General features: G+C 74.4%; 21 protein-coding genes, 1 pseudogene and 1 riboswitch. Of the genes and pseudogenes, 10 read left to right on the top strand and 12 right to left on the bottom strand.

Annotated features, from left to right (window positions below; genetic code table 11):
* Window positions 1–879: an alpha/beta fold hydrolase gene (locus ACSNOB_RS13910; RefSeq protein ID WP_436687024.1), complete on the top strand. Its 879-nt coding sequence runs from the start codon at window positions 1–3 to the stop codon at window positions 877–879.
* A gap of 193 nt (window positions 880–1,072) precedes the next feature.
* Here ACSNOB_RS13910 and ACSNOB_RS13905 read toward each other — a convergent pair whose 3' ends face one another.
* A complete protein-coding gene (locus ACSNOB_RS13905; protein WP_436687023.1) occupies window positions 1,073–2,071 on the bottom strand; it encodes a quinone oxidoreductase family protein in 999 nt (332 codons plus the stop codon).
* Between the two features lie 86 nt (window positions 2,072–2,157).
* On the opposite strand from ACSNOB_RS13905, the gene ACSNOB_RS13900 reads away from it, so the two are divergent.
* Together ACSNOB_RS13900 and ACSNOB_RS13895 are read left to right on the top strand one after the other, a co-directional pair.
* Window positions 2,158–2,580, top strand: coding sequence for a MarR family winged helix-turn-helix transcriptional regulator (locus ACSNOB_RS13900; protein WP_436687022.1), 423 nt, complete (start codon window positions 2,158–2,160; stop codon window positions 2,578–2,580).
* Window positions 2,581–2,885: 305 nt separating this feature from the next.
* A complete protein-coding gene (locus tag ACSNOB_RS13895) occupies window positions 2,886–3,464 on the top strand; it encodes a dihydrofolate reductase family protein (protein WP_436687021.1) in 579 nt (192 codons plus the stop codon).
* 176 nt (window positions 3,465–3,640) lie between these two features.
* Here ACSNOB_RS13895 and ACSNOB_RS13890 read toward each other — a convergent pair whose 3' ends face one another.
* The gene (locus tag ACSNOB_RS13890; protein WP_436687020.1) at window positions 3,641–4,054 is read right to left on the bottom strand and encodes a VOC family protein; all 414 of its coding nucleotides are present in this window, start codon (window positions 4,052–4,054) and stop codon (window positions 3,641–3,643) included.
* Window positions 4,055–4,064: 10 nt separating this feature from the next.
* A complete protein-coding gene (locus tag ACSNOB_RS13885; RefSeq protein ID WP_436687019.1) occupies window positions 4,065–4,508 on the bottom strand; it encodes a helix-turn-helix transcriptional regulator in 444 nt (147 codons plus the stop codon).
* Window positions 4,509–4,678: 170 nt separating this feature from the next.
* Here ACSNOB_RS13885 and ACSNOB_RS13880 point away from each other — a divergent pair, with 170 nt between their 5' ends.
* On the top strand, window positions 4,679–5,143 hold the full coding sequence (locus ACSNOB_RS13880; RefSeq protein WP_436687018.1) for a DUF1801 domain-containing protein: 465 nt from the start codon (window positions 4,679–4,681) through the stop codon (window positions 5,141–5,143).
* Window positions 5,144–5,226: 83 nt separating this feature from the next.
* Here the strand turns inward: ACSNOB_RS13880 and pip are convergent, their stop codons facing one another.
* On the bottom strand, window positions 5,227–6,186 hold the full coding sequence (pip, locus tag ACSNOB_RS13875) for a prolyl aminopeptidase (protein ID WP_436687017.1): 960 nt from the start codon (window positions 6,184–6,186) through the stop codon (window positions 5,227–5,229).
* Between the two features lie 52 nt (window positions 6,187–6,238).
* Here pip and ACSNOB_RS13870 point away from each other — a divergent pair, with 52 nt between their 5' ends.
* Entirely contained in the window at window positions 6,239–6,721 is a 483-nt protein-coding gene (locus ACSNOB_RS13870; RefSeq protein WP_436687016.1) for a MarR family winged helix-turn-helix transcriptional regulator, read from the top strand.
* A gap of 116 nt (window positions 6,722–6,837) precedes the next feature.
* Window positions 6,838–7,524, top strand: a complete 687-nt coding sequence (locus ACSNOB_RS13865; protein ID WP_436687015.1) for a TioE family transcriptional regulator — start codon at window positions 6,838–6,840, stop codon at window positions 7,522–7,524.
* Between the two features lie 23 nt (window positions 7,525–7,547).
* Here ACSNOB_RS13865 and ACSNOB_RS13860 read toward each other — a convergent pair whose 3' ends face one another.
* The 4 genes from ACSNOB_RS13860 to ACSNOB_RS13845 all read right to left on the bottom strand — a co-directional run bounded on the left by ACSNOB_RS13860 (window position 7,548) and on the right by ACSNOB_RS13845 (window position 12,991).
* Window positions 7,548–8,351: an SWIM zinc finger family protein gene (locus ACSNOB_RS13860; RefSeq protein WP_436687014.1), complete on the bottom strand. Its 804-nt coding sequence runs from the start codon at window positions 8,349–8,351 to the stop codon at window positions 7,548–7,550.
* Window positions 8,348–11,083, bottom strand: coding sequence for a DEAD/DEAH box helicase (locus ACSNOB_RS13855; RefSeq protein ID WP_436687013.1), 2,736 nt, complete (start codon window positions 11,081–11,083; stop codon window positions 8,348–8,350). The genes ACSNOB_RS13860 and ACSNOB_RS13855 overlap by 4 nt, the downstream gene beginning before the upstream one ends.
* A 112-nt stretch (window positions 11,084–11,195) precedes the next feature.
* Entirely contained in the window at window positions 11,196–12,011 is an 816-nt protein-coding gene (locus ACSNOB_RS13850; RefSeq protein WP_436687012.1) for an ABC transporter permease, read from the bottom strand.
* Window positions 12,008–12,991, bottom strand: coding sequence for an ATP-binding cassette domain-containing protein (locus ACSNOB_RS13845; protein ID WP_436687011.1), 984 nt, complete (start codon window positions 12,989–12,991; stop codon window positions 12,008–12,010). The genes ACSNOB_RS13850 and ACSNOB_RS13845 overlap by 4 nt, the downstream gene beginning before the upstream one ends.
* 74 nt (window positions 12,992–13,065) lie before the next feature.
* Between ACSNOB_RS13845 and ACSNOB_RS13840 the strand changes: the two genes are divergently transcribed.
* Together ACSNOB_RS13840 and def are read left to right on the top strand one after the other, a co-directional pair.
* Window positions 13,066–13,854 carry a TetR/AcrR family transcriptional regulator gene (locus tag ACSNOB_RS13840; RefSeq protein WP_436687010.1) on the top strand — a complete coding sequence of 263 codons (789 nt, stop codon included), beginning with the start codon at window positions 13,066–13,068 and terminating at the stop codon, window positions 13,852–13,854.
* 10 nt (window positions 13,855–13,864) lie between these two features.
* Entirely contained in the window at window positions 13,865–14,374 is a 510-nt protein-coding gene (gene def, locus ACSNOB_RS13835; protein ID WP_393107865.1) for a peptide deformylase, read from the top strand.
* A 138-nt stretch (window positions 14,375–14,512) separates the two neighbouring features.
* Here the strand turns inward: def and ACSNOB_RS13830 are convergent, their stop codons facing one another.
* The 3 genes from ACSNOB_RS13830 to ACSNOB_RS13820 form a co-directional block, all read right to left on the bottom strand.
* Complete coding sequence (locus ACSNOB_RS13830; protein WP_436687009.1) at window positions 14,513–16,093, bottom strand: VWA domain-containing protein; 1,581 nt, start codon at window positions 16,091–16,093, stop codon at window positions 14,513–14,515.
* Between the two features lie 266 nt (window positions 16,094–16,359).
* Complete coding sequence (locus ACSNOB_RS13825) at window positions 16,360–17,136, bottom strand: GNAT family N-acetyltransferase (RefSeq protein WP_436687008.1); 777 nt, start codon at window positions 17,134–17,136, stop codon at window positions 16,360–16,362.
* A gap of 57 nt (window positions 17,137–17,193) precedes the next feature.
* Entirely contained in the window at window positions 17,194–17,967 is a 774-nt protein-coding gene (locus tag ACSNOB_RS13820; protein WP_436687007.1) for a sulfite exporter TauE/SafE family protein, read from the bottom strand.
* Between the two features lie 210 nt (window positions 17,968–18,177).
* Between ACSNOB_RS13820 and ACSNOB_RS13815 the strand changes: the two genes are divergently transcribed.
* Window positions 18,178–18,975: an endonuclease/exonuclease/phosphatase family protein gene (locus tag ACSNOB_RS13815; protein WP_436687006.1), complete on the top strand. Its 798-nt coding sequence runs from the start codon at window positions 18,178–18,180 to the stop codon at window positions 18,973–18,975.
* A riboswitch (ZMP/ZTP riboswitch) is annotated at window positions 18,973–19,058 on the top strand. (Overlaps the previous gene by 3 nt.)
* A 14-nt stretch (window positions 19,059–19,072) precedes the next feature.
* Window positions 19,073–19,939 carry a bifunctional 5,10-methylenetetrahydrofolate dehydrogenase/5,10-methenyltetrahydrofolate cyclohydrolase gene (locus tag ACSNOB_RS13810; protein ID WP_436687005.1) on the top strand — a complete coding sequence of 289 codons (867 nt, stop codon included), beginning with the start codon at window positions 19,073–19,075 and terminating at the stop codon, window positions 19,937–19,939.
* A 152-nt stretch (window positions 19,940–20,091) separates the two neighbouring features.
* On the opposite strand, the pseudogene ACSNOB_RS13805 reads toward ACSNOB_RS13810, so the two are convergent.
* Window positions 20,092–20,716 (bottom strand): annotated as a pseudogene (locus tag ACSNOB_RS13805) (hypothetical protein); the annotation flags it as partial.

Raw genomic sequence — 20,716 nt, 5'->3', positions numbered from 1 at the left:
ATGCATGACGTGAACATCTGGAGTGAAGAGTTCGGGGCCGTCACGGACGCGCCGATCCTGTTGATCATGGGTTCGATGTCGCAGGGGGTCCTGTGGCCGGACGAGTTCGTCGGCCGCCTTGTCGCCGGCGGCCGACGGGTGATCCGGTACGACCACCGGGACACCGGCATGTCGGGCACGGTCGACTTCGCGGCGCAGCCCTACACGTGGGACGAGATCAAGAACGACGTGTACCGCGTGCTGGACGCTCACGGCCTGGAGAGCGCGCACGTGGTCGGCCACTCGGCGGGCGGGCTGCTCGGCCAGTACGTCGCGGTGGAGCGGCCGGAGCGGGTGCGCTCGCTGACTGTCATCGGCTCCTCCCCGCTCGGCGGCGGCGAGGGTCAGGTGATCATGCGGGCGCTGCTCGGGCAGCCGCAGTCCGAGGGGAGTCTGCCCGAGCCGGCGGCGGAGTTCGTGGCCTTCTACCGCGCGCTGATGGCCGCCCCACCGGCGCAGGACCGACGCGCCCGGATCGAGAGCATGATCGCCGAGCAGCGCCTGCTGCACGGCACCGGGCTGCCGTTCGACGAGGACGCGGCGCGCCGGCTGCAGGAACGGATCTACGACCGGGCCGGCGACCTGTCGGCGGCGGCCAACCACCGGCTGGCCGCGGCGGCCAAGCCGGACTTCGAGCCGGTGGGCGTGCTGCACCAGGTGAAGGCGCCCACGCTGGTCATCGAGGGCAGCCACGAGCCGGTCAAGCCGGGCCACGGCGCAGTCATCGCCGAGCAGATCCCGGGGGCGCGGCTGATGATCGTGGCGGGCATGGGCCACACGCTGCCGCCGGAGGTGCACGAGGAACTGGCCACCGCCATCCTCGCGCATACGGCCGGGTGACGCCTGCCCGTACGGTCCCGGCCACGATCGAGTACGCGCGCCTACTCAAGGGTCAAGGCGCCGGTCTCGCGCGATTTCCGCCAAGACCGGCATCCCGCAGACCTCGCCGCACCGCTGCCTCGCAGACGACACGGGGGTGACCGTTCAGAGCCGAGCAGCCCGCGTTACACGTCGAATGACCGTTTCCTGCGTCCTATCTGACATCGAGGGCCAACTTCCCGACGTAGTGATCGTTCAGAGCACGATGCGCATCCGCGACTCGCTCCAACGGGAACGTCCGGGCGACGTGGACCTCGAAGGAGCTCGCCTCGATGATCGCGTTCAGCCGATCGGTGGCGGTGCGGCTTCGGTCCCCGTCGAAGGAGGACACCATCGCGCCCAGCGACTTTGCGGGCATAGGCAGGACACCGGTCGGCCAGGCGATCCGCCCCGAGTTCTTGATCGCGCGGAGCGACCGTTCGGCAGTCTCGCCTCCCACGGTGACCAGAGCCGCATCAAGCCCGCCCGGTGCGAACTCGAGAGCCGCCGCCAACACGTCGTCTTTGCGACCGTCGACGGCGTCGTCGGCGCCCAGTCGGCGGGCCAGGGCGACACCGTCGTCGCCGGAGGCCACGGCCAACACCCGGATGCCGCTGTGCCGCGCCAGCTGCACGGCCAGGTGCCCGATGCCCCCACTTGCGCCGAAGACCATGAGCGTCTGGCCCGGCCGCAGGCCGAGCAGATCGACGCCGCTCAGCGCGGTCAGGGCATCCCAGGCCATCGCGCCGGCCTGTTCGGTCGGCATCCGCTCGGGCACGCGCGCCACGAACTCCGCCTCGACGACGCCGTACTCGGCGTAGAAGCCGCCCCGCGGTACCGGCATCGTCGCGGCGTAGACACGCTCGCCCACATCGAACCGGGTGACGTTGCGTCCGACCGCGGCCACCGTGCCTGCCGCGTCCCAGCCGAGGACATAGGGGAAGGTCGAGGCGACACCGAAGGCACCGTCGTAGTGGCCCTCCCGCTCGACCGCGTCCCAGGACCCGACCCCTGCGAACTCCACCCGGATGAGAACGTCGTCGTCGCCGACCTCCGGGAGCGGTATCCGGCGCGAGGAGAGTTCGTCGACTCCGCCGAACCGGTCGAGAACGACCGCGTTCATCTGCGGCACCATGCTTGCGCCGCCCGCTGTGCGTTCGACTCTGCTGTCCATCGGTCCTCCGATTTACTTGAGTGAATCAAGGATCATTGGATCACGACTATTTGAGCGGATCAAGTAAATCGTCTAGGCTGGGAGCCGTGGCGCTGCCGAACGGGCCCGTAAGCACCTCGTCCGACGCCGAGGCCGTCTTGTTCGACCTCGTCGACGTGTACGACCGTGCCTACGAAGCGGCCGCGGCCGAGCTGTCGCTCAGCTCGGCGCAGGCCTGTGTGCTCGGGCGACTCGACGAGCGACGGGGCATGGGCGCCCTGGCCGAGGAACTCGGCTGCGACGCCTCCAACATCACCCAGATCGTCGCGCGTCTCGAAGCGCTCGGCCTCGTGGTCCGCGAACCGAACCCCCGGGACCGCCGCGCACGACTCGTCGCGCGAACCCCCCGAGGAGACGAGGTCAACCGCCGGTTCGAGACAGCCTTCACCTTCGCCCGCACAGCGGTCGGACGCCTCACACCCGACGAGCAGGACCAGTTGACGGCGCTGCTGCGAAAAGCGCTGGGCTGACGCCCGGCGCCCAGGGAGTGGGTGCCGGGCGCACGCCGTCCGGAGCAACGGGCACCCGCGCCCATCCGACCCCCAGCGCCCTCAGATCAAGTCCTCAGCGTTGGTTCCTCGCTGGAGGCCGCGGGCTGCCCCTGTTCCTCGCCGTGATCCGACTCGTCGCCGAATCGACGCACGGTGCACCGACAATATTTCTTGTCTTGACAGCTCAATCTGTCGGTGCGAGGCTTCTCGCATGTTCCTCCGCGAGGGGAACGGCGAAGCGGCCCGCGCTCGCCTGCACGGGGCCACACACCAGGGAGACAGCCATGGAGATCAGCGTCCACACCTTCGTCAGCCTCGACGGCGTCATGCAGGGCCCGGGCGGGGCCGAGGAGGACACCAGCGACGGCTTCACCCGCGGCGGCTGGCTCGTGCCGCACAGCCAGGCCGGGCAGCTCGACTGCGTCGACCGGTGGTTCCGGCAGGCCGACGCCTTCCTGCTCGGCCGCACCACCTTCGAGCTGATGCGCGGCTACTGGCCGCAGGTCACCGACCCCGACAACCTGGTGGCCACCGCCCTCAACACCTGGCCGAAGTACGTCGTCAGCAACACCCTCGCCGACGCCGACGCCGCGTGGGGGAACACCAGCGTGCTGCGCGGCGACGACATCGTTGCCCAGGTGCGCCGGCTCAAGGAGCGGCCGGGCGGCGAGCTGCAGGTGCACGGCAGCTGGCGGCTGGTGCGCACGCTGCACGACGCGGGCTCGTCGACACCTACCGGCTGCTGCAGTTCCCGGTCGTCCTCGGCGAGGGCAAGCGCCTGTTCGCCGAGGGAGCCGCGCCGGCGTCGTACCGCATCACCGAGTCGGAGGTGGCGAGCGGCGGCGCGGGTGCGGTCGCGCTGACCCTGCGCCGGACCGGGCTCGGCACCACGACCTCCGGCGAGTTCGTGGTGCGCGACGGCAGCGAGGCCGTGGCGTGAGCGCGGCGGCGCCCGAGCGAGGTCCGCGCCGCCCGGCGCGCCGTCGTAGCGAGACGTTCCGGGGTCGGCCGATCCGGTGGGAGAGTCGTGCGGGCCGGCTCACGCGGGTGCGCTGGTCACGCGAATCAGGTTGCCGGCGGGATCACGGAAAGCGCAGTCGCGGACCCCGTAGTCCTGTTCGATGGGTTCCTGGACCACCTCGACACCTGCGGCCTGGAGACGGTCGAAGAGCCCGTCGAGGTCGTCGGTGGCCAGCGTGACGGCGGTGTAGACGCCCTTGGTGATGAGTTGCAGGATGATACGGCGCTCCTCCTCGGTGACGCCCGGATCGGCTGCCGGCGGGTGCAACACGATGGAGGTGTCGGGCTGTCCGACAGGGCCGACGGTGATCCATCGCATGTCCGCGTAGCCGGCGTCGCCGCGGACCTCGAAGCCCAGTACGTCGCGGTAGAAACCCAGAGCGGCCTCGGGATCGGTGTGCGGGAGGAAGGCGTGCTGGATGGTGATGTTCATGCCCGTCAGGCTATGAAGGACCACCGGGGCGGGCTTCTCGATTCTTGACCGGTCTGGTCACCTGCTTGCTCAGGCACGGCGGAATACCCGCCGCGGCCCGGGAATGGTCACGTCGGTAGACGCTCGGGGGCACGCCGACCAGCTCGGTGAACCTCGTGCTGAACGTGCCCAGCGAGGAGAAGCCCACCTCGAAACACACGTCCGTGACGCTGAGGTCGCCGCGGCGCAGCAGCGTCATCGCCCGTTCGATCCGCCGGGTCATCAGGTACGAGTACGGAGACTCGCCGTAGACGCGGCGGAACTCCCGGCTCAGGTGCCCGATCGACAGGTGCGCCCCACGGGCCAGTGTCTCGAGGTTCAGCGGCTTCGCGTACTCGCGATCGATCCGGTCGCGGACCCGACGGATCACGGCGATGTCGCGCAACCGTTGCGCCTGCGCACGCCCGACACCCACGCACACCATCGTTGCACCCCGCACCCGCCACGCGGGCGACCGGGCGGCAGGTGCGGGGTGTCTCGCGCAAGCACGGGGCGGGCATCGATCAAGAATCGAGAAGCACCAGCATCCGCGGCACAGTTAGCGTCACTATCACCTCACAGCGACAACGGCCAGGGAGCGACGCGATGAGCACGAGCAGCAATGCGACGAGCGGGACCAGGACGTACGCCTTCTCCGAGGACGAACGCGCTGCCATGAAGGAACGCGCCGCGGAACTGAAGAAGGAGGCGGGCCGCGGTCGTCGCAACAAGGCAGCCGCCGAGGAACTCGACGTGCTGTCGAAGATCGCGGAGATGGAGCCGGCGGACCGTGCACTGGCCGAACGCATCCACGCCATCGTCACCACCAACGCTCCGCAACTGTCGCCGAAGCTGTGGTACGGACAGCCGGCCTACGCCAGGAAAGGCAGGGTCGTGTGTTTCTTCCGTAGCGGGCACGTGGATAAGGAGCCCTACTCGACCTTCAGCTTCACCGCCGAAGCCAACCTCGCCGACGGCAGCGGCCTGTGGCCCACGTCCTTCGGCGTGAGCGACCTCAGCGACGAAGCCGCAAACACCATCACCACCCTCGTCAAGAAGGCCGTGAGCTGACGTACCGCGCGCCTCCGCGATACCGAGCCGCGGCTGCACCATCGGCTGGAGATCAGTCGGCGACGGCTGGCGTCGCGGGGCCGTCAGCGGCGGTCGGCGAAGCCGTCCAGCGCCGCCACGACCCGCTCGGCCATGCCGTGCCCGCTGCCGTGCCCGGCGCGGTCCAGCAGTTCCAGGCGCGCGTCCGGCCAGGACCGCGCCAGCAGCCACGGAACGTCGGGCGGGCTGCTGATGTCGAGGTTGCCGTGCAGCAGCACGCCGGGGATGCCGGTCAGCCGCCCCGCGCCGCGCAGCAACTCGCCGTCGGTCAGGAAGCACGCGTGCCGCCAGTAGTGGGTGACCAGGCGGGCGAACACCATCCGGAACACCGGGTCGGCGTAGCGGGCATCGGGCCGGTGTCCGGGCACGGTGGCGACGTGGGTGTCCTCCCAGTCGCACCAGTCCCGCGCGGCCCGGTCCCGCACCGCCGGGTCCGGATCGGCCAGCAGCCGGGCGTACGCGTCGGCCAGGTCGCCGTCGCGGTCGGCCGGCGGCACGCCGTCGCGGAACCGGGACCATTCCGCGGGGAAGACCCGCCCCATGTCCCGGGTGATCCACTCGATCTCCCGCCGGGTGCCGGCCGTGACGCTGAACAGCACCAGCTCGCTGACCCGCTGCGGCTGCCGCTGGGCGTACGCCAGGCCGAGGGCGGAGCCCCAGGAGGCGCCCAGCACCAGCCAGCGGTCCACCCCCAGGTGCTCGCGCAGCAGTTCGATGTCGGCGATCAGGTGGTCGGTCGTGTTGGTGGACAGGTCCACCGTCGGGTCCGCGGCGTGGGGGAGGCTGCGACCGCAGCCGCGCTGGTCGAACAGGGTCACCCGGTAGCGGGCCGGGTCGAAGAATGTCCGCCAGCTGGGCGCGCAGCCCGAGCCGGGACCGCCGTGCAGCACCACCGCCGGCTTGCCGTCGGGGTTGCCGCAGGTCTCCCAGTACACGAGCTGGCCGTCGCCCACGTCGAGCATCCCGTGCGCGTACGGCTCCGTCAGCGGGTACCGCTGCGTCATCGCCTGTCCTCCCTCGTCCCGACCGATACAACAGCGCTGTTACATTAGCGGGGTGACTGACGCGCCGAACCGGGAGGCCGTGGGTACGCTGCTGCGGCACGTCCTCGACGTGCTCGACGGCGACGTGGCCGCGGTGTACGCCGAGCGGGGCCTGGCCGACTACCGGCCCCGGTTCTCCCCGCCGCTGCGGGTGCTGGTGGCCGACGGGCCGCTGTCCATCCGTGACCTGGCCCGCCGGGTCGGGGTCACCCACTCGGCGGCCAGCCAGACCGTGGCCCAGATGGCCCGCGCCGGCCTGGTGGAGCTTGCCCCGGGCGCGGACGCCCGGCAGCGCATCGTGCGCCTGAGCGACCGGGCCCGCGAGCTGCTGCCGGTGATCGAGGCGGAGTGGGCGGCGACGACCGCCGCGATGCGCGGGCTGGACGCGGAGCTGTCCGTGCCGCTGGCCGACCTGCTGCACGAGGTCCTCGCCGCCGTGCGCCGACGCCCGATGCGGCAGCGCATCGCCGACGCGGGCCTGCCGCCACCCGCCTGAGCGCGACCGGGAAGCCGGCGTCCCGCGTCGAGGCCGTCATTGCCTCAACCGGATTGTTGCGCCGTCGCTGTAAACTTCGACGGCATTTCCGGCTGTCGGCGAGGACGTACCTTCACATGCGGCTGCGGCCCATCGATCTGGCGCGCGAGCACGGCCTGTCCACGCAGGCGGTGCGCAACTACGAGGAGGCGGGGATCCTGCCGCCGGCCGAGCGTTCGCCGCACGGCTACCGCGTCTACGCCGCGCGCCACGCGGCAGCGCTGCGGACGTTCCTGGCGTTGATCCCCGCGCACGGTCACGCGACCGCGGCGGCGATCATGCGGGCCGTGAACGGCGGCGCCGTCGAGGAGGCGCTGCGGCTGATCGACGAGAGCCACGCGCAACTGGCCGACGACCGGCGCACGCTGCAGGCCGTGGAAGGGGCGCTGCGCGACCTGGCGCCGCCGCGTGAACGGGAGCCGGGTGTGACGTTCATCGGGCCGCTGGCGCGCAGGCTCGGCATCCGGCCGGCGACGTTGCGCAAATGGCAACGGGCCGGGCTGATCGTGCCCCGGCGCGACCCGCGCACCGGCTACCGCGTCTACACCTCCGCCGACGTGCGCGACGCGCTGCTGGCCCACCAGCTGCGCCGGGGCGGGCACGGGCTGGAGCAGATCGCCGGGGTGCTGCAGCGGGTACGCACGGCGGGCGGACCGGAGCCGCTGCAGGCGACGCTGCGGCAGTGGCGCGACCGGCTGACGGCGCGGGGCCGGGCGATGCTGACGGGCGCGGCCGCCCTCGACACCTACCTGGACACGCCGTAGCGCCTGGCCGCCGCGACCCGCCGTCAGTCCTGCCGCAGCAACGCCGCCGCCCGGTCGGCGGCCACCGTCACGAGACGGCGCAGCGCGTCGACGTCGACCTCGGGGCCCGGCGGCAGCAGCGGCGGGAATGGCGCGCCCGCCGGGCCCGGCGCCGGCGGCAGGGGCGGCGCCGGGCACGCGTACGCCTCGGCGGCCGCCGTCCCCGCCGTATCCGGCGCGTCGGGGCGCCGGATGGTCGCGGCCGCCGGCTGCGGTGCGGCGCCCGGCGGCGCGCCGACGCGACCGGGGCCCGGCGCGGCGGCGAGCAGCGTCCGGGCGTCGCGGCCCCGAACCAGCAGCAGCAGGGCGGAGTCGGCGTCCAGCAGCCAGGACACCTGGTGGCACAGGGCGGCGGCGTGCCGGCAGGGGTGGTCCCACTCCGGGCAGTCGCACTCCGGGGTGACCTCGCCCAGCCCGGGCAGCAGCCGCACCCCGGCCAGGTCCGCCAGCTCGCGCGGCAACTGCCCGGCCAGCAGCGCCGCCCGGTGCCCGGCGCGGGCGGCCACCTCGGCGGCCAGGAGGTTCCAGTCGCCGTCGGTCAGCGGCGCGACGCGCACCCGGGTGGCGTACGCCTGCTCGGTGTCGCCGTCGTGCACGGCGGCGGCGAGCCGGCCGGGGCTGACGGTGATCGGGCCGACGTGCCCGGCGGCGGCCAGCCGGCGTCCGGCGCGCAGCGGCCCGGCGTCGAGGGCGTCGGCCTCCCACGCCCGGTTCCAGGCCGCACCCCAGAAGGTGCGGGGCCGGCGGGCCCGGCCGGGCGCGAAGGCGGGAAAGCCGCGCGGGGTCATCGGTTGCCTCCGAGGGTCACCAGGTCGGCCAGTTCGGTGTCGCTGAGCGCGGCCAGGGCCGCCGGTCCGGCGTCGAGGACGGCCTCGGCGAGTTCCCGCTTGCCGGCGAGCAGCGCGGCGATGCGGTCCTCGACGGTGCCCTCGGCGATCAGCCGGTGCACCTGCACCGGCCGGGTCTGCCCGATGCGGTACGCCCGGTCGGTGGCCTGGTCCTCCACGGCCGGGTTCCACCACCGGTCGTAGTGCACGACGTGGTCGGCGCGGGTCAGGTTCAGGCCGGTGCCGGCGGCGCGCAGCGACAGCAGGAACACCGGGGCCTCACCGGCGTCGAACCGGCGGACCAGCTCGTCGCGGGCGGCGACGGGCAGCCCGCCGTGCAGCAGCAGCGCGCCGACGCCCCGGTCGCTCAGGTGCCGGTGCAGCAGCCGGGCCATCGCGACGTACTGGGTGAACACGAGCACCGCGCCGCCGCCGGGCAGGATCGTGTCGAGCAGTTCGTCGAGCAGGTCGAGCTTGCCCGAGCGGCCGGCCAGCGGCGCGCTCTGGCGCAGGTACTGGGCGGGGTGGTTGCAGATCTGCTTGAGCGCGGTGAGCAGCTTGACCACCAGCCCGTGTCGGGCGAAGCCGTCGGTGCCGGCGATCAGGTCGAGCAGTTCGGCGACGCACGCCTGGTAGAGCGCGGCCTGTTCGGCGGTGAGCGCGACCGGCTGGTCGGTTTCGGTCTTGCCGGGCAGTTCCGGGGCGACGCCGGGGTCGCTCTTGCGCCGGCGCAGCAGGAACGGCCCGACCAGCCGGGCCAGGTCCCGCCCGGCGTCGGGGTCGCGGTCGGTCTGCACCGGCTTCACCCAGCGGGCGCGGAACTCCGCCAGGGTGCCGAGCAGGCCGGGGGTGGTCCAGTCCAGGATCGCCCACAGGTCGGTGAGGTCGTTCTCGACCGGGGTGCCGGTCAGCGCGACCCGGGCGGCGGCGGGGATCGCGCGCAGCGCCGTGGCGGTCTCCGAGTGCGGGTTCTTCACGTGCTGGGCCTCGTCGGCGACGAGCAGCGGCCACCGCCGGGCGGCCAGCCGGGCCGCGTCGCGGCGCAGGGTGGCCCAGGTGGTGAGGACGAACCCGCCGTCGAGGCCGTCGAGGTGGCGGTCGGGGCCGTGGAAGCGGCGTACGGGGGTGCCGGGGGCGAAGCGGCGGATCTCCCGTTCCCAGTTGCCCAGCAGCGACGCGGGGCACAGCACGAGGGTCGGGCCGGCGGTGGCGGGGTCGGCCTGCCGGTGCAGGTGCAGGGCGATGAGGGTGACGGTCTTGCCCAGCCCCATGTCGTCGGCGAGGCAGCCGCCGAGGCCGAGCGCGGTCAGTCGGGCCAGCCAGCGCAGCCCGTGGCGCTGGTAGTCGCGCAGGGTCGCGGTCAGCCCGGCCGGCGTGGGCACCGGGGCGGCGGTGTCGCCGTCGGCGAGGCGCCGCGCGGTGTCGGCCAGCCAACCCTCGGCGGTCACGTCGACGCGCTCGCCGTCGACGTGCGCCGCCCCGGTCAGCGCGGCGCGCAGCGCGGGCATCGCGGCCAGCGTCGCGGCGTGCGGATCGCGGGCGCGGCGGGCCAGGTCCGGGGGCACCAGCACCCACCGCTCGCGCAGCCGTACCACGGGTCGGTGCGCGTCGACGAGCCGGGCCAGCTCGGCCGGCGTGAGCGGCGTGCCGTGCAGGCTCAGCCGCCAGTGCAGCGCCAGGTCGCCGGGCTCGGCGAGCAGCCCGGGACCGCCGGCGCGGCGGGCCGGGGCGCGCAGCACCGCCGAGGCGGTGAGGTCGCGGTCGAGCCCGGCCGGCCAGTGCGTGTCGATCCCGTCGGCGGCGAGGCGGGCGGCTGCGCCGGTGGCCAGGTCGACGACGTGGGCGTCGGTCAGCGCCAGCGCGTCCGGCACCGCCGCCTCCAGCAGCCCGGCCAGCGGCGGCCACACCCGCGCGGCGTGCCGCAGGGCCAGCAGCACGGCGTCGCGGGACCCGGACGGGAAGCCGGGGACCGGGGCGCGCCACAGCGCGGCGGCGTCGGTGAGCAGCCCCGGCGTCGCCGGGCGGTGCGCCTGGGCCACCAGCCGCCACGGCTCGTCGGGGGTGTCGAGGTGTTCCAGGCGCAGCGACAGCCGTACCGCCGCGTCGGCGTGTTCGGCGACCCGGGCGGCCCAGTCGCGCAGCCGCCCGACCGGGGTGGGTGGCTGCGCCGACCACGCGCCGGTGGCGTCGTCGGCGCGGGGCAGGGTGTCGGCGACGGCGTCGAGGAAGTCGCGCAGCAGCCGCCCCGGGTCGGGCAGCCAGGTCGGGGTGCGTCCGGGCACCGGCGTCGCGCGCGCGGCGGCGGGCATCGCGGCGGCCAGCCGCGCGTGCCGGGCCTCGTCGTCGGCGGTGAGCGGCCCGACCCGCCAGGCGTCGTGCCCGGCGGGGGTCACCGCGGGCAGCAGCAGGCCGCGGGCGGCCAGGTGCAGGGCCTCGCGGGCGGCCGCGGCCCAGAACGCGGCCGCCGGGTCGGTGACCGTGGCGGTGAGCAGCAGCGGCACGCCGGACGCCACCGACACCCGCCGTGCGGGCACCGGTGCGGGGTGTCCGTGCGGCGGCGTCGCCAGTGTCGCCTCGACGGGTTCGCCGAGGCTGTCGGGCGGGGGGTCGCCGTCGGGCGACCAGACGAGCAGCGTCCCGGCGCGGGGCGGGTCGGCGGGGGTGAACGTGACGGCGTGGGAGCCGATCGTCACGGGTGTCCTTCCATCTGCGGGTCGGCGGTCGGGTTCCCGGCGCGGGGCGGGTCGTCGCGGACCCGCGCCGCGCGGGGCGGGATCGGGACGTTGCGTGCGGTCCCGGCGCCGCTCACCGGCCGAGCCTGCGGTAGCGGCGCACCGCCAGGGGCAGGAACACGGCGATCAGCAGCAGCGGCCAGGCGACGGCGAGGGCGACGGCGTGCTGCGCGGCGAACGAGTCGCCGCCCCAGCCGGGGTTGCCGAACAGTTCCCGGCAGGCAGCGACGGTCGCCGACAGCGGGTTCCACTGCGCGAGCGCGGCGAGCCAGCCGGGCATGGTGTCGGGGGAGACGAAGGCGTTGGAGGTGAACCCGACGGGCCAGACGAGGATCTGCAGCACCACCACCGACTCGGGCTTGCGCAGCACCAGCGCCAGGTGGATGCCGACCCAGATCAGGGCGAAGCGCAGCAGCAGGAGCAGCCCGACGGCGGCCAGGGCGGCCGCGGCGCCGGCGCGCCACTGCCAGCCGACGGCGACGCCGCAGGCGAGCATGACGGCCAGCCCGGCGGCGGCGTGCAGCAGGTCGGCGGTGGCGCGGCCGGTGAGCACCGCCGAGGGGGCCATCGGCAGGGACCGGAACCGGTCGGTGACGCCGCGGGCGGTGTCGGTGGCCACGGCCGCGTACGTGGACTCGATGCCGAAGGCCATCGTCATGGCGAACATGCCGGGCAGCAGGAACTCGCGGTAGTCGCCGCCGCCGGGCACGCTCATCGCGCCGCCGAAGAGGTAGGCGAACATCAGCACCAGCAGCACCGGGAACAGCAGCCCGACGATGGCCTGCGCGGGTTGGTGGACCCAGTGCGCCAGCGCCCGGCCGGTCAGCGTGACGCCGTCGGCGACGGCCCAGCGCAGGCGGTGCGGCAGCGGGTGGACGGTCGCGCTCATGCGGTCACCTTCTCCTCGGTGGGGTGGGCGGCGGGGGAGTCGTCGCCGGTGAGCCGCAGGAACACCTCGTCGAGGGTGGGGCGGCGCACCGCGATGTCGGCGGCCGTGAGCCCGGCGTCGTCGAGTGCCCGCAGCACGGCCGCCAGCGCGGCGACGCGCCCGGTGACGGGCACGCTGACCCGCAGGGCCGCCGCATCGACGTGCGGGGGCGCGTCGACGGCCGCGGCGACGGCCCGCGCGGCCGGGGCCAGCTCGTCGGCGCGGGACAGCACCACGTCGATCCGGTCGCCGCCGAGGGCGGCCTTCAGCTCGTCGGGGGTGCCGTCGGCGATCACCCTACCGGCGTCGACGACCCGGACGCTGTCGGCGAGCTGGTCGGCCTCCTCCAGGTACTGCGTGGTCAGCAGCACGGTGGTGCCGTCGGCGACGAGCCCCCGCACGGCGTCCCACACCTGCGCCCGGGCGCGCGGGTCGAGCCCGGTGGTGGGCTCGTCGAGGAAGAGCACCGGCGGGTCGAGGATGAGGCTGGCCGCGAGGTCGAGCCGGCGGCGCATCCCGCCGGAGTACGTGCCGACGGGCCGGTCGGCGGCGTCGGTCAGGTCGAAGCGGGCGAGCAGCTCTGCGGCCCGGGCGCGGGCCCGGGCCCGGGCGAGGTGGTGCAGCCGGCCGAACAGCACCAGGTTCTGCCGGCCGCTGAGCACCTCGTCGACGGCGGCGTGCTGACCGACCAGCCCGATGCGGGCGCGGACCCGCTCGGGATGGCGGCGAACGTCGGCGCCGGCCACCCGGGCGGTGCCGGCGTCGGGCCGCAGCAGGGTGGTCAGCACCCGCACCGCCGTGGTCTTGCCCGCCCCGTTGCGGCCGAGCAGCCCGCAGACCGTGCCGGCGGGCACGGTGAGGTCGAGGCCGGCCAGGGCCTCGGTGTCGCCGTAGCGCTTGCGTAGTCCCTCGGCCTCGACGGCCGGTCCGTTCCGGTGCATCCGCGCTCCCACCCACTCGTTTCGTACGCCGTACGGTACACCATACGGTACGGCGCACGGTAGAGTGCCGGAGCATGACGACCGAGTACAGCGGCACCGGCGACCCCGCGCGCAGCCTCGCCCTGCTCTGGCGCACCCGCGAACGCGCCAGCCGCAAGGGCCGACCCGACCTGTCCGTCGACCGGATCGTCCGCGCCGCCATCGAGGTCGCCGACGCCGACGGCCTGGCCGCCCTGTCCATGCGCCGCGTCGCCGAACGCCTCGGCGTCGGCACCATGTCCCTCTACACGTACGTCCCCGGCAAGGGCGAACTGCTCGACGTCATGCTCGACACCGTCTACGGCGAGACCGCCCGCCCCGACGACGTGCCCGGCGGCTGGCGCGGGCGCCTCACCCACGTCGCCCGCGAGACCTGGGCGCTCTACCTGCGCCACCCCTGGCTGCTGCAGGTCGCCACCAACCGCCCGCCGCTGGGCCCCAACGTCATCGCCCGCTACGAGTACGAACTGCGCGCCGTCGACGGCATCGGCCTGACCGACCTGGAGATGGACGCCGTGGTCACCCTCGTCTCCGGGTACGTCCACGGCGCCGTGCGCAGCGCCGTGGAGGCCGCCCAGGCCGCCGCGCGCACCGGCATGACCGAGGAACAGTGGTGGCAGGCCCACGCCCCCTACCTGGAGAAGGCCCTCGACCCGCGCCGCTACCCCCTCGCCGCCCGCGTCGGCACCGCCGCCGGGCAGGAGTACCAGGCCGCCGCCGACCCCGCCCGCGCGTTCGAGTTCGGGCTGGCGCGCATCCTCGACGGCATCGAGGTGCTCGTCGCCGGCCGCCCGGGGGCCGCCGCCGCGACCGGCGACGGATAACCTTGCCGGCATGACGATGCGGCCCATCAGGATCATCGGCGACCCCGTGCTGCGCACCCCGAGCGAGCCGGTCACCAGCTTCGACGCCGAACTGCGCGCCCTGGTCACGGACCTGATGGACACGCTGCTCGGCGCGCCCGGGCGCGCCGGCGTCGCCGCCCCCCAGATCGGCGTGAACGCCCAGGTGTTCGTCTACGACGCCGACGGCGAACGCGGTCACCTGGTCAACCCGACGCTGGAGCTGTCGCAGGAGTTGCAGGACGACGACGAGGGCTGCCTGTCCATCCCCGGCCTCTACTTCCCGACCCCACGGGCGATGCACGCCACCGCCCACGGCTTCGACCAGCACGGCGAACCGTTGACCATCTCGGGCAGCGGATTCCTCGCCCGGGCCCTGCAACACGAGACCGACCACCTGGCCGGCCGCCTCTACGTCGACACCCTGCGCGGAGACACCCGCCGCAGGGCGCTGCGCGAGATCCGCGCCGGCCGCTTCGACTCGCCCAGCCGCCGCCGCTGAACCCGGCGCGCCGATCGCCCAGCCGCCGCCGCTGAACCCGGCGCGCCGACCCGCCCGCGTACGCGAAGGGCCGCCGGACCCCGACGGGGCCCGGCGGCCGCGACGTCACCCGCGGGGCTCACCCCGCGCGACGGGGCGTCACTTCGGCGGGGGAGCCACCAGGCACACCGCCGGCGTCGAGGCGTTGCCCGCGTCGTCCACGCCGACGATCAGCGCGTCGCCGCGCAACGTCACCTTGTAGTCGATGTCGCCGGTGCCGTCCTTCACCCGCGACTGCGCCCCCGGCGCCTGCACCAGCTTGATCTTGGTGCCGGCCGGGAACGGACCGAACCGCACACTCGGGTCCGCCGCGTCACCGATGAACACCTCGACCGCCGTGTCCACCACGTCCGTCGACGTCAGCTCGTAGAACCCGTCCGGGTTGTACGAGCCGGGCGTGTTGTCCCCGCTCGGGTTGTTCGTCGGCACGCACGCCGTCGCCGGGGCGGTCGTGTCCACCACCCGCATCACCGCGGTGTCGCTGCCGGTGTTGCCGGCCGCGTCGGTGGCCGCGCACGTCACCGTCGTCGCCCCCAGCGGGAACGTCGAGCCCGGCGGCGGCACGCACGCCGGGCTCAGCGGACCGTCGACGTTGTCGCTCGCCGTGGCCGGGTAGTCGATCACCGCCCCGGCGGGGCTGGTCGCCTCCACCGTCCGGTCGTCGACGAGCACCGTCGGCGGCGTGACGTCGTTGACCCGCACACGGATCTGCTGCGTGAACGCCGGCCCGCCGGACAGGCCGTTGAGCCGGAACTCCACCGTGCAGCTCAACTGCGCGCCCTGCGCGGCGTCGGCCGCCACCGTGATCGTCTCGGCGAACGGCACGTCGGTGCCCGACTGCTGCGTCCGCGACGGCGCGTCGAAGCCCACCGACAGGCCCGCGTCGCACGACGTCACCGTCGGGGTGACCGTGACGTCCAGGTCCCGCAGGCCCGCCAGGATGGCGGCGGTCACCGTGTCGGGGGAACTGCCCACCAACTGCCCGCCGGTGGCCGCCACCGCCGCCGTCGCCTGCCCGCTGGCGTCCAGGCCGCCACCGCCGCCGCTGACGTTCACCGCCAGCAGCCGCGCCTCGTCGGCCTGCAACGCCGCCGTCGCCTGCGCCAGGGTGCGCCCGTTGCTCGGGTCGTGGCTCGGCGCGTCATCCACCAGCACCACGATCCGGCTGCTGCCCGAGCGGTAGGCGACCGCCCCCTCGGACACCTCGACAAGCGCGTTCACCCACGCCTCCGGGACGTCCCCGCCGCCGCCCGCGGCCAGCCCGTTCACCGCGTTCTGCAGGGCCGTCGCGTCGTCGGTCAGGTCCTGCCGCACCCGGAACAGCTCCGCGCCGTCGCCGGTGTCCCGGTAGGAGGCCACCGCGAACTGTGCCGACGGCTGCGCCGCCCGCACGTCCGTGATGACCTGCTGCAGGTTGGTGCGCACGTTGGCGATCGCCCCGCCCATGCTGCCGGTCGTGTCGACCAGCAGCACCACGTCGGGCTTCGGCGGAATCGGCGGGGTGGACACCACCTTGCTGACACCGATCGTCGTGCCCGGATCGGCGTCGCGGTCCACGAGGGCCGGACTCACCCCCGGCGCCGCCGCCGCGGGGGTCGCCAGCGCCGTCACCACCGCCGTCACGCCGGCGAGCAGGCTCACCGTCCGTGTTCGTCGCCAGGGCACTGCTGTTGTTGCCATGCGTTGCTCCCTCAGCTCCGCCGCGCGTGGAACGCGCGACCTCCGCCGGGAGACGCTAAGGCCGGGGCCGGGCCCCACCGGTCCGACACCAGCGCAGCTCAGCGTCGGGTTCCCGACCCGCAACCGCGGCCCGACATGCAGGCGGAAGAGCTTTCACGTCGGCCCTCGGCCGGTCGTGCGGGCCGCGCCGCCGACCGGAGGCACCCCCGCGCCGCCCGGCTCGAGCACCCCACCCGCACGGCCCGTGGCCACGGGACGACCGGTGGTCACCGCCCGTGGGCCGTCAACGCGTACTCACCGTAGTCGGCCACCCGGGTGAAACCCAGCCGCTCGTAGAGCCGCACGGCCGGCCCGTTGTCCGCCTTCACGTTCAGCGTCACGTGCGCGACGCCGCCCAGCAGCCGCCCGCACAACGCGGCCACCACCGCCTTGGCCAGCCCCCGCCCGCGCGCCCGGGGATGGGTCGTCACGTTGCCCAACGCCGCCACCCCGTACGCCGGCGAGTACACGTGCACCCCGGCGACCGCCACCACCTCACGGCCCTCGCGCACGCCCACGTACTGGCCGGTGTCCAGCATCCGCGGGTCGAACCAGTTGCCCGGGTAGGCCTGCTCGTACAACCGGCGCAGCGCCGGCAGGTCGGCGGCGCCCAGCACCACCCCCGCCGGCGGGACCGCCGCCAGCCGGGCCCGGTCGGTCAACGCCATCTTGTGGTGCGGGCCGGCCGCCTCCATCCGGTACGCCCCGGCCAGCGCCGGCGCCAGACCGGGGGACAGGTGCGCCCACAGCCGCGCCGGCAGCACCGGCGCCATCTCGCGCAGCAGCACCGCCAGCTCCGCCACCCGCGACGGGGCCGCGAACGCCAGCAGCGTCGGCGGGTCGGCGCCGTGGTACAGCAGGGCCACCTCCTCGCCCCGACGGAACCAGGAGGTGTACGGCCAGAAGAAGTCGTCCAGGTCGCCCAGCTGGTACGCGTGCAGCACCGGGTCCCGCCCCAGCAGCCCGGCGAGGACGGTGCGGTCGTGTTCGGCGCGTACCGGCATCGGATGATGATCACACACCGGGCGGGGTCCGCCCCCGGGCCAGTGGGCGGCGACCCGTCAGGCCGCCATCCACTGGTCGAAACCCAACTTGCCGACCAACGCCAGCACCACCACCAACAGCACGATCCGCACGAACCCCGAACCGCGCCGCAGCGCCATCCGCGCCCCCAACGCCGCACCGGCGACGTTGCACACCGCCATCGCCGCACCCAACAGCCACCACACGTTCCCCGTCGCCGCGAACACCACCAACGCCCCCAGGTTCGTGCCCGCGTTCACGATCTTCGCCATCGCCGAACCGTGCACGAAGTCCGCACCCACCAACGCGGTGAACGCCAACACCAGGAACGTCCCCGTCCCCGGCCCGATCAACCCGTCGTACAGGGCGATGCCCACACCCGCCACCGCGACCACCGCCACCACCCGCCACCGGGTCCGCCGCTGCGGCTGCGCCACCACCCCCAACCGCGGGCGCAACACCACGAACACCGCCACCGACACCAGCACCACCAACACCACCGGCCGGTACGCCGACGCCGGCACCGCCCCCGCCAACGCCGCACCCAACCCGGCGCACAACACCGCCAACCCCGCCGACGGCCCCGCCACCGCCCAATCGATCTTCGTACGCCGCGCGTACGTCAGCGCCGCCGTCGTCGTACCCGCGATCGCCGCCAGCTTGTTCGTGCCCAACGCCGACGCCACCGGCATCCCCGGCGCCGCCACCAGCAACGCCGGCAACAGCAACAACCCGCCACCGCCCACCACGGCATCGACCCAACCAGCCATGGCGGCCGCAGCGAGCAGGGTGGTCAGCGACAGAGGATCCACGGGCCGCCATTCTTCCCACCGCCGCCCGCCGACGAGACCACCTGTGGCCAGCCTCACCGGCACCCGGCCGCAGCACCACCCAGCCCGGTCACCGACCCCGCCGCCGACGCAACCACACACCCACCGCACCCAGCGCCACGAAAAGCACCACCGAACACCACAACACCTTCAACACCCGGCAACCCTCCCACGGCCACGTAGGGTGCAAGCGTGCGCCTGGCGACCTTCAACCTGCTGCACGGCCGGTCCCTCACCGACGGCCTCGTCGACCCCGACCGGCTCACCGCCGCCGTCACCGCCCTCGACGCCGACATCCTCGCCCTGCAGGAAGTCGACCGCGACCAGAGCCGCAGCGGCAAACTCGACCTCACCGCCATCGCCGCCCGCGCCCTCGGCGCCGACGAACACCGCTTCGCCGCCGCCGTCGTCGGCACCCCCGGCGAACAGTTCCGCCCCCTGCGCCACGACGACGACGGACACGGCGAACCCTGCTACGGCATCGGCCTCGTCACCCGCTACCGCGTCCGCAGCTGGCAGGTCACCCGACTGCGCGCCGCCCCCGTACGCTCACCCGTCTACGTCCCCGGGCCCGGCGGCGGACTCACCCTCCTGCACGACGAACCCCGCGTCGTCCTCGCCGCCGTCCTCGACACCCCCCACGGGCAACTCACCGTCGCCGCCACCCACCTGTCCTTCGTCCCCGGCTGGAACGCCCACCAACTGCGCCAGACCGTCCGCGCCCTACGCGCCCTGCCCGCGCCCCGCATCCTCCTCGGCGACCTGAACCTCCCCGCCGGCCCCGCCCGACTCCTCACCGGCTGGCGCCCCCTCGGCCGCCGCCCCACCTACCCCGCCGGGCAACCCCGCGTGCAACTCGACCACATCCTCGCCGACCGCCAGGGCATCGACCGGCTGCCACCCGTCACCGCCGTGCACACGCCCCTGTCCACCATCTCCGACCACCGACCCCTCCTGGTCGACCTCGGCCACCCTCCTGTGGCAAGCTGAACCCGACGCGACTGGCGGCCAGGGGATGGGCAACAACCATCGGGGAGCTCCACGAGCGGAGGTCGACCGCCTGGGCCCCCGCTGACGGAGGAGCACCATGCCCACCGCCCGACTCCTGCCCGGCGCCCCCGTCGCCGACCGCATCCTCACCGACGTCGCCGCCGGCGTCACCGCCCTGCGCGCCGCCGGGACCACCCCCAGCCTCGCCACCATCCTCGTCGGCGACGACGACGCCAGCGCCGGCTACATCCGCATCAAACAGCGCCAGGCCGCCGAACTCGGCTTCGACTCACCCCACGTCCACCTGCCCGCCACCGCCACCCAGGCCGACCTGCACCGCGTCATCGCCGAATTCAACACCGCACCCGACGTGCACGGCCTGCTCATCCAGCACCCCATCCCCGCCCACCTCGACTACGACCGGGCCCTGCAGACCATGGACCCCGACCTCGACGTCGACGGCATGCACCCACTCAACATGGGCCGCCTCGCCCTCGGCCTGCCCGGACCACTGCCCTGCACCCCCGCCGGCATCGAAGCCCTCCTCGCCTTCCACGACATCCCCGTCGCCGGCCGCGACGTCGTCATCCTCGGCCGCGGCGCCACCCTCGGCCGCCCCCTCGCCCTGCTGCTCACCCAGAAGCGCCCCACCGCCAACGCCGCCGTCACCGTCGTGCACACCGGCGTCCCCGACTGGGCCACCCACACCCGCCGCGCCGACATCCTCATCGCCGCCGCCGGCGTCCCCGGCATCATCCAGCCCGAACACGTCCGCCCCGGCGCCGTCGTCATCGGCGGCGGCGTCCGCTACGAAGGACGACGCCTGCTGCCCGACGTCGACGAGACCTGCGCCGAGGTCGCCGGCGCCATCACCCCCCGCGTCGGGGGAGTGGGCCCCACCACCGTCGCCATGCTCTTCCGCAACGCCCTCGACGCCGCCCGCCGCGCCACCGGCCACGCCTGACCCGTCCCTCCGGTCATCCACCCACGGTGCCCGGGCCCGCCGGCCCGCGACTGCGCCAGGCCCGGCGGCGGACAGCCCGCCGCCGGGCCGACCGGCCACCACCCGCCCGGACCCGCCGTGCCCGCGGCCCGTCGCGCATCGCACGCTACGGCTCACCGCGCCGCCATCTCCTGCACCACCGAACACCACCCCGGCAGAAACGCCAACACCTCGTCCGCCCGCTGCCGCCGCTGCGCCGCCGACAACACCCCCAGATCCGCCACCGCCGCCTCGAACGACGGCGCCAGCTCCACACCCCGCTCCGGCGCGTCCACCGCCAGCACCGCGTGACACCGCGCGTACGTCGCCACGATCCAGAACATCGCCTCCCGGTGCCAGCCCGCCGCCACCAGCGCGGCACCACCGTCCACCACCACCGGGCGCCCCACCGCCGTGATGTCCGCGCTGAAGGGGAACCGCGTCCGCGCCACACCCGCCGCCACGTCGAACGTGCACGCCAACCCCGCCAGGTGCTCCGCCACCCGCCCCGCCGACACCCCACCGCCGTCCAACAGCTCCAGCACCGCCGCATAGCGCTCCGCCATGCCGTACGCCGCCAGCACCTCCCGCGCCACCACGTACCGCCGCCGCACCGTCGGCTCCACCAGTGCCGCGACCAGCGGCAGCACCGCCGTCAACGACGTCGGGAACAACCACGCCGTCACCTGCTCGTGCAACGGCCCCGAGCCCTCCAGCCCCCGCAACCCCGCCTCGATCCGCGCCCGCACCCCGGCACAC

Origin of the sequence: Micromonospora sp. URMC 106 (assembly GCF_051386395.1) — a bacterium.
GTDB lineage: Bacteria > Actinomycetota > Actinomycetes > Mycobacteriales > Micromonosporaceae > Micromonospora.
The sequence above is the reverse complement of the archived record's forward strand: the minus strand, read 5'-3'. Positions and strand labels throughout refer to the sequence as shown.

What these genes read in the sequence shown, in the direction of transcription:
- pip (WP_436687017.1), bottom strand. Translation starts at nt 6,186, where the DNA reads ATGACGCAGCGGTACCCGCTGACGGAGCCGTACGCGCACGGGATGCTC.
- ACSNOB_RS13865 (WP_436687015.1), top strand. Translation starts at nt 6,838, where the DNA reads ATGCGGCTGCGGCCCATCGATCTGGCGCGCGAGCACGGCCTGTCCACG.
- ACSNOB_RS13910 (WP_436687024.1), top strand. Translation starts at nt 1, where the DNA reads ATGCATGACGTGAACATCTGGAGTGAAGAGTTCGGGGCCGTCACGGAC.
- ACSNOB_RS13905 (WP_436687023.1), bottom strand. Translation starts at nt 2,071, where the DNA reads ATGGACAGCAGAGTCGAACGCACAGCGGGCGGCGCAAGCATGGTGCCG.
- ACSNOB_RS13810 (WP_436687005.1), top strand. Translation starts at nt 19,073, where the DNA reads ATGCCCACCGCCCGACTCCTGCCCGGCGCCCCCGTCGCCGACCGCATC.
- ACSNOB_RS13895 (WP_436687021.1), top strand. Translation starts at nt 2,886, where the DNA reads ATGGAGATCAGCGTCCACACCTTCGTCAGCCTCGACGGCGTCATGCAG.
- ACSNOB_RS13830 (WP_436687009.1), bottom strand. Translation starts at nt 16,093, where the DNA reads ATGGCAACAACAGCAGTGCCCTGGCGACGAACACGGACGGTGAGCCTG.
- ACSNOB_RS13880 (WP_436687018.1), top strand. Translation starts at nt 4,679, where the DNA reads ATGAGCACGAGCAGCAATGCGACGAGCGGGACCAGGACGTACGCCTTC.
- ACSNOB_RS13890 (WP_436687020.1), bottom strand. Translation starts at nt 4,054, where the DNA reads ATGAACATCACCATCCAGCACGCCTTCCTCCCGCACACCGATCCCGAG.
- ACSNOB_RS13850 (WP_436687012.1), bottom strand. Translation starts at nt 12,011, where the DNA reads ATGAGCGCGACCGTCCACCCGCTGCCGCACCGCCTGCGCTGGGCCGTC.
- ACSNOB_RS13840 (WP_436687010.1), top strand. Translation starts at nt 13,066, where the DNA reads ATGACGACCGAGTACAGCGGCACCGGCGACCCCGCGCGCAGCCTCGCC.
- ACSNOB_RS13845 (WP_436687011.1), bottom strand. Translation starts at nt 12,991, where the DNA reads ATGCACCGGAACGGACCGGCCGTCGAGGCCGAGGGACTACGCAAGCGC.
- def (WP_393107865.1), top strand. Translation starts at nt 13,865, where the DNA reads ATGACGATGCGGCCCATCAGGATCATCGGCGACCCCGTGCTGCGCACC.
- ACSNOB_RS13860 (WP_436687014.1), bottom strand. Translation starts at nt 8,351, where the DNA reads ATGACCCCGCGCGGCTTTCCCGCCTTCGCGCCCGGCCGGGCCCGCCGG.
- ACSNOB_RS13825 (WP_436687008.1), bottom strand. Translation starts at nt 17,136, where the DNA reads ATGCCGGTACGCGCCGAACACGACCGCACCGTCCTCGCCGGGCTGCTG.